This window comes from Jatrophihabitans lederbergiae, assembly GCF_031845305.1.
In the GTDB taxonomy this organism is placed as follows: domain Bacteria; phylum Actinomycetota; class Actinomycetes; order Mycobacteriales; family Jatrophihabitantaceae; genus Jatrophihabitans_A; species Jatrophihabitans_A lederbergiae.
The window spans coordinates 1-783 of record NZ_JAVREH010000202.1 but is presented as its reverse complement, the minus strand read 5'-3'; the positions used below and the strand labels follow the sequence as shown (position 1 = coordinate 783).

Annotated in this window: 1 pseudogene; it reads left to right on the top strand. The window is 68.6% G+C overall.

Features of this window, described 5'->3' with window-relative positions:
* Positions 1-40: 40 nt before the first annotated feature.
* A pseudogene (locus RM423_RS24980) lies at positions 41-783 on the top strand (hypothetical protein); the annotation flags it as partial.

The following is a 783-nucleotide window of genomic DNA, read 5'->3' as shown; positions in this document are numbered from 1 at the left end:
GGGCGAGCACTGGCTGCTGGATCTGGAACGTGTCGCGGCGATGTCTGTGTCGGGTGACCCGGAACGGTGTCTGAACCTGGCCCGATTCCTCGCCGCCGAGCTCTCGCACAACACCTGGTCAGAGATGCTGCGGGTCACCCTGGTCGGCTTCGGCCGGGAGATGGCCGACATCAACCCCGATCGCCTGACCTACACCGAGGACTTCGGCAAGGCCATCGCGTCGCTGCACCACCAGCTGGACTCGGTGCACGACGCGATCGGAGGCATCGGCGTCGACGTACTCACCGGCCGGCTGCATGACGTTGTCGGCGACGCGTGGGCGCCCCATGTCCTGCTGATCGCTCCACACCTGGCCGAGGACACGAACGGACTCGATGAACTGCTCCAGGCGATGCGCGCCCAGCCCTCCCGCGCCGCGGTCGCTCTCGTGCTGGCTGATAACCCCGATCATGCCGACGGCACCCGCTGGCAGCTGAGGATCGACGAGCACGGAATCCTGCGCATCCCCGCCCTGGACATCGAGCTCATCGCCCAGCAAATTCCGGCCGCAGAGGCCGCCGACCTGACGAAGCTGCTCGCGCTGGCCGCAAGGACTGAGGACCGTCCCGTCCCGCCAGCCCGGGGAGACAAGCCGTGGGACGCCTACGCCGACGCCGTCGGTGGCCTGCGACAGGACCTGGTCACTCCCGCCGCTGATGAGGACGACGCCTTAGAACGCGCCACGCGAGGACGAGTCGTCGCCGGGGAAGTAGCCGGCATCCCGGAGCTGCACCCGGGTGACGC